This window comes from Streptomyces phytophilus (assembly GCF_013870535.1).
Lineage (GTDB): Bacteria > Actinomycetota > Actinomycetes > Streptomycetales > Streptomycetaceae > Streptomyces > Streptomyces phytophilus.
The window spans coordinates 1-4,815 of the sequence record NZ_JACBXC010000401.1 but is presented as its reverse complement, the minus strand read 5'-3'; the positions used below and the strand labels follow the sequence as shown (position 1 = coordinate 4,815).

Annotated in this window: 3 protein-coding genes and 2 pseudogenes; 3 read left to right on the top strand and 2 right to left on the bottom strand. The window is 75.6% G+C overall.

The annotated features are described in order from the left end of the window. A pseudogene (locus tag H5J30_RS17840) lies at positions 1-193 on the top strand (hypothetical protein); the annotation flags it as partial. A 20-nt stretch (positions 194-213) separates the two neighbouring features. On the opposite strand, the gene polX reads toward H5J30_RS17840, so the two are convergent. Further along, entirely contained in the window at positions 214-2,037 is a 1,824-nt protein-coding gene (polX, locus tag H5J30_RS17835) for a DNA polymerase/3'-5' exonuclease PolX (protein WP_258563383.1), read from the bottom strand. A 214-nt stretch (positions 2,038-2,251) separates the two neighbouring features. Here polX and rsgA point away from each other — a divergent pair, with 214 nt between their 5' ends. After that, positions 2,252-3,370, top strand: coding sequence for a ribosome small subunit-dependent GTPase A (gene rsgA / locus H5J30_RS17830; protein WP_181788409.1), 1,119 nt, complete (start codon positions 2,252-2,254; stop codon positions 3,368-3,370). 18 nt (positions 3,371-3,388) lie between these two features. Here rsgA and H5J30_RS17825 read toward each other — a convergent pair whose 3' ends face one another. Then, positions 3,389-4,393, bottom strand: a complete 1,005-nt coding sequence (locus tag H5J30_RS17825; RefSeq protein WP_181788410.1) for a helix-turn-helix transcriptional regulator — start codon at positions 4,391-4,393, stop codon at positions 3,389-3,391. Positions 4,394-4,493: 100 nt separating this feature from the next. Here H5J30_RS17825 and H5J30_RS17820 point away from each other — a divergent pair. Beyond that, a pseudogene (locus H5J30_RS17820) lies at positions 4,494-4,815 on the top strand (protein phosphatase 2C domain-containing protein); the annotation flags it as partial.

Below are 4,815 nucleotides of genomic sequence, written 5' to 3'. Positions count from 1 at the left end.
GGAAGAGGAGGAGGCGCAGGAGGAGGGCCGGCGCTCCCGGGCGAAGGAGCGGCCGGCGCGGCTGTCGCGGCGGAAGGAGCCGGCGGAGCGGGACGATCCGGCCGGCCGGGACGATCCGAACGACGGGGACGATCCGAACGACGGGGACGATCCGGCCGACCGGGTGGACGGGGAGCGGCACGAGGTCAAGTGAGTGCGGGGGCAGCCGCCGCCTCAGGCGGCCTTCGCGCGCAGGAAGCGGCGCAGCCGGGCCAGCGGCCACGTGTTGATGACGTGCTCCTTCGTCAGCCAGCCGCGCTGCGCGATGCCCACCCCGTAGCGCATGTTCGCCAGGTCCGGCACGGAGTGCGCGTCGCTGTCGATGGCGAACTTCACGCCGTGGCTCCGCGCCCGCAGGATCAGCTCGTCCGGCAGGTCGAGCCGGTTCGGGTGGGCGTTGACCTCCAGCGCCGTGCCCGTACGGGCGCAGGCCGCGAAGATCGCGTCCCAGTCCGCGTCGACCGCCGGCCGCTTGCCGGCCTTGCGGGTGGTGGGGTGGCCGATGACGTGCACGTGCGGGTTCTCCACCGCGGCCAGGAAGCGGCGGGTCATCTCGTCCTTCGGCTGCGTGAAGTGCGAGTGCACCGAGGCCACGCAGATGTCGAACGTCTCCAGGAACTCGCCCGGCCAGTCGACCGAGCCGTCCGGCGCGATGTTCAGCTCCGTGCCGTGCAGCAGCCGCGGCCCGTTCCTCCGCCGCCGGTGGCGCGCGTCCAGCGCCGCCACCGTCTCGCGCTGGGCGAGCATCTTCTCCTTCGTCATGCGCTGCATGCGCAGCTCGGGGGCGTGGTCGGTGATGGCGTAGTAGGCGTAGCCGCGCTCTGCGGCGGCCGCCACCATCGCCTCCAGCGTGTCGATGCCGTCGGTGAGGTCGGTGTGGGTGTGCAGGTCGCCGCGCAGGTCGTCCTCCGCGACCGGCTCCGGCAGCTCGCCCCGGCCCGCGGCCTCGATCTCGCCGCGGTCCTCGCGCAGCGGCGGCGGGATCCAGGGCAGGCCGAGGCGGGCGTAGACGTCCTCCTCCGTCGCGACCCGGATGCGGCGGCCGCTGCGGGCGTGGAAGAGCCCGTACTCCGACAGCTTCAGCTTCTTGCGCACGGCGATCTCGCGGAGGCGGATGTTGTGCTGCTTCGACCCGGTGAAGTACTGCAGCGCCGCGCCCCACGCGCCCGGCGGCACCACCCGCAGGTCGACCTGGACGCCGCCGGTGGTGCGGATGCTCGTCTTCGTCTCCCCGGTGCCGATGACCTCGCCGACCAGCGGCAGCCCGGTGAACGCCGCCATCAGCGGCGCCGAGTCGGCCGCGGCGGCGAGCACGTCCAGGTCGCCGGCGGTCCCGCGGCGCCGGCGCAGCGAGCCCGCGTACGCGCAGCGCTCGCAGCCGGCGACCGCGGCCAGCCGGGCGACGATGTCGTCGGCGAGCGCGAGCGCCGTGTCGACGGGGATCCGGCCGGTGGCCGAGCGCAGCAGGTCGATGCCGTGGAGCAGCTTCTCCTCGCTCTTCGGGCCGAAGCCCTTCAGGCCGCGCAGCCGGTGCTCGCCGATCGCCGCGGCCAGCTCGTCGACGGAGGACACGCGCAGCTCCTCGTAGAGGATCAGGGCGCGCTTGGGGCCGAGGGCGGGGATGGCGATCAGCTCGCGGACCCCGGCAGGGATGCGCTCGCGGGCCTCGTCGACCGCCGCCACGCGGCCCGTACGCAGGTACTCGCCGACCTTGCCGGCGATGGAGGCGCCCACGCCGGGGATCGCCTTCAGCTCCTTGGCGTCCAGCCCGGACACGTCGGCGGAGTGGCCCGCGACCGCGCGGGCGGCGCGCTCGTAGGCGCGCGCCTTGAAGGCGTCGCCGCCGGTGATGGACAACAGGTCGGCGTACTCCTGCAGGAGCGCGGCGACCTCCTCGTTGGACGCCACGTCGGTCACCTCGGTCCACGTCGCGGGGGTACGGGGCTGGGGGCACGGCAGCCGCGCCGTCGCCGGCGACGCTCCCGTGCCGACAAGCATGCCGCCGATCGCCGCTGTCCGCCGTACGAGCGCGGCGCGCGTTCCGGCGGCGGCGGGGGAAAACCCCTGGCGTGATACGTGCGCGGCTGCATACGCTTTCAGCGCACCACGTGACCGGTATCGACCAGGGAGGTGAGGGCCATGACCGAAGCCGTCAGGGGCGCAGTCCCCGCACGACAGCCGCACGCCCGCTCCTTTCTGAAGGGTCGCTCCGTTGACAGATCTCCCCGCACCCCGCCTCCTGGTCGCCTACGGCTGGGATGAGGCCGCCGCCGACGCCTTCGCGCCGTACGAGTCCGAAGGGCTGATCCCCGCCCGCATCACGCGGATGGACCGCGGCTCCTGCATCGCCCTCACCGACGCCGGACCCGTCCGCGCCACCACCGCCCGCCTCGCCGCCGCCGACCGGGCCGCCGGCCGCACAGCCGACCTCACCCGGCTGCCGTGCACCGGTGACTGGGCGGCGCTCGAACCGGGCGAGCGGTTCGCCGTACGGGCCCTGCTGCCGCGCCGCACGGCGTTCCTGCGCTCGGCGTCGTCCAAACGCTCCGAGGGCCAGGTCATCGCCGCCAACGTGGACCACGCCGTGATCGCCGTCTCGCTGGCGGCGACGCGCGCCGCCGACATCGAACCGGCGCGCCTGGAGCGGCTGCTGTCCCTCGCCTGGTCCAGCGGCGCGCAGCCGCTGGTCGCGCTCACCAAGGCCGACCTCGTCGAGGACCCGGTGGTCCTCGGCCACCTCGTCGCCGACACCGAGGAGGTCGCGCCGGGCACCGCCGTCCTCGCGGTCAGCGCCGCCACCGGCGCGGGCATCCCGCAGCTGGCCGCCGCGCTGTCCACCGGCACCTCCGTCCTGCTCGGCGCCTCCGGCGCCGGGAAGTCCACGCTGGCCAACGCCCTGCTCGGCGCCGACGTGCAGCGGGTCCACGAGGTACGCGACGCGGACGGCAAGGGCCGGCACACCACCGTCTCCCGCGACCTGCTGCCGCTGCCCGGCGGCGGCGTCCTCATCGACACCCCGGGACTGCGCGGCGTCGGCCTGTGGGAGGCCGACGACGGGCTCGGCCAGGTCTTCGCGGAGATCCGGGAACTCGCCGCCCGCTGCCGCTTCCACGACTGCACGCACACCGCCGAGCCGGGTTGCGCGGTCGTCGCGGCCCTGGAACACGGCGAGTTGCACCCGCGCCGCCTGGAGAGCTACCGCAAGCTCCAGCGCGAGAACGCCCGCATCGCGGCGCGCACGGACCTGCGGGTGCAGGCGGACCGGCGGCGGGACTGGAAGCGCCGCGACGCGGCCGAGCGCGAGGCGCGGGCGCGCAAGGGGAGAGGCTGAGGCCGGGCCGGCGGTGCGTCAGCGGCTCGCCGCCGGCTGCTCGGCGCACCAGCCGCGTTCGTGGGCGTACCAGCCCAGTTGCAGCCGCGTGTGCACCCCGGCGATCTCCATCAGCCGCTTCACCCGCCGCTGCACGGTCCGCAGCCCCAGGTCCAGTTGCTTCGCGGCGCTCGCGTCCGTGAGGCCCGCCAGCAGCAGGCCGAGGATCTGCAGGTCCACCGCGTCCGGCCCGTCCGGCGCCTGCTCCGCCACCGCCGCGCCGCCCGCGGTCAGCCGGAGCGGCAGCGCCTGGCGCCACAGGCTCTCGAAGAGCCCCGACAGCGACTCCAGCAGCCCGCTCGCGTGCACCACGAGCGCGGCGGGCTCGCCGGCCCCGGCGAACATCGGCACCATCGCCGTCGCCCCGTCCGCGATCACCAGCTTCGTCGGCACCACGTCCGCGACCCGCAGCTCCTCGTTCCGGCGCAGCGCCGCCGCGGCCTCGGCGACCGTGCCGGGGGCCAGCAGCCGCGAGCGCTCCAGCACGACCCGGAAGCGCACGCCGCGGCCCGCGGCCTTCTCCTCCGCGGTGTTGTCCTGGCTGCGCACGGCCAGCGGCTCCCGCGTGACCAGCGCGCACACCTCCTGCTCGGCGCCGAGCTGCAGCTGCAGGAACCGGTGCGCCACCGCACCCGCACCGGTCACCACCTCGACCAGGTCGTGTACGTCGGCGGGCTCGCCGGCCTCCGCCCGGTACTCCTCCGCGAGCAGCGCGGCGGCCAGTTCGGCGCGCTCCAACTCGTGCCGCTGCTGGATCAGCAGCGCCCCCAGCGCGACCGACGGCGGCGCCGCCACCCAGCGCCCCGGCCGCGCCGACGACTGCGCCGCCAGCCCGTGCTGCTCCAGCCGCCGCAGCGTCCGCACCGCCTCCGGCTCGGGCAGCGTCAACCGCCGCGCCAGCTCGGGGACGTCGGCGGCGCCGAGTGCGACCAGCGCGCGGTAGGCCGACTCCTGCACGTCGTCGAGTCCGATGGCACCGAGCACCTGCACATCCTGACCGTACCGGTGGGTCGGGTGGAAGGCCCTTGCCGTGATCTTGCGGGTCCGGCAGTTGTGGCGGGGGGCGGCGGGGAACAATAGGAGCATGGATCGCCAGGGGGAGACGGCGGGGGAACGCCGCACCGAGGACGAGTGGTGGCACGACCTGTACGGGGAGGGGGTACCGGACACCGGGCCGCAGCGCGCGGGGGACACCCTCGACGACCGCTTCGCGTCGGTGGCGCGGGCGGTGGACGCGGACGCGGACTCGCCTGCGGCGGAGGCCGCCGAGCCGCGGCGGGCGGCGGCGGAGGAGCCGTACGACCAGATGGCCGACCCCGACTACCCGCCGCCGTCCGTCCAGCCCCGCCCCCCGGCCGGGCACCGGCCGGGGGGCGGGGCTGGACGGACGACGTGTTCGCGGGCCT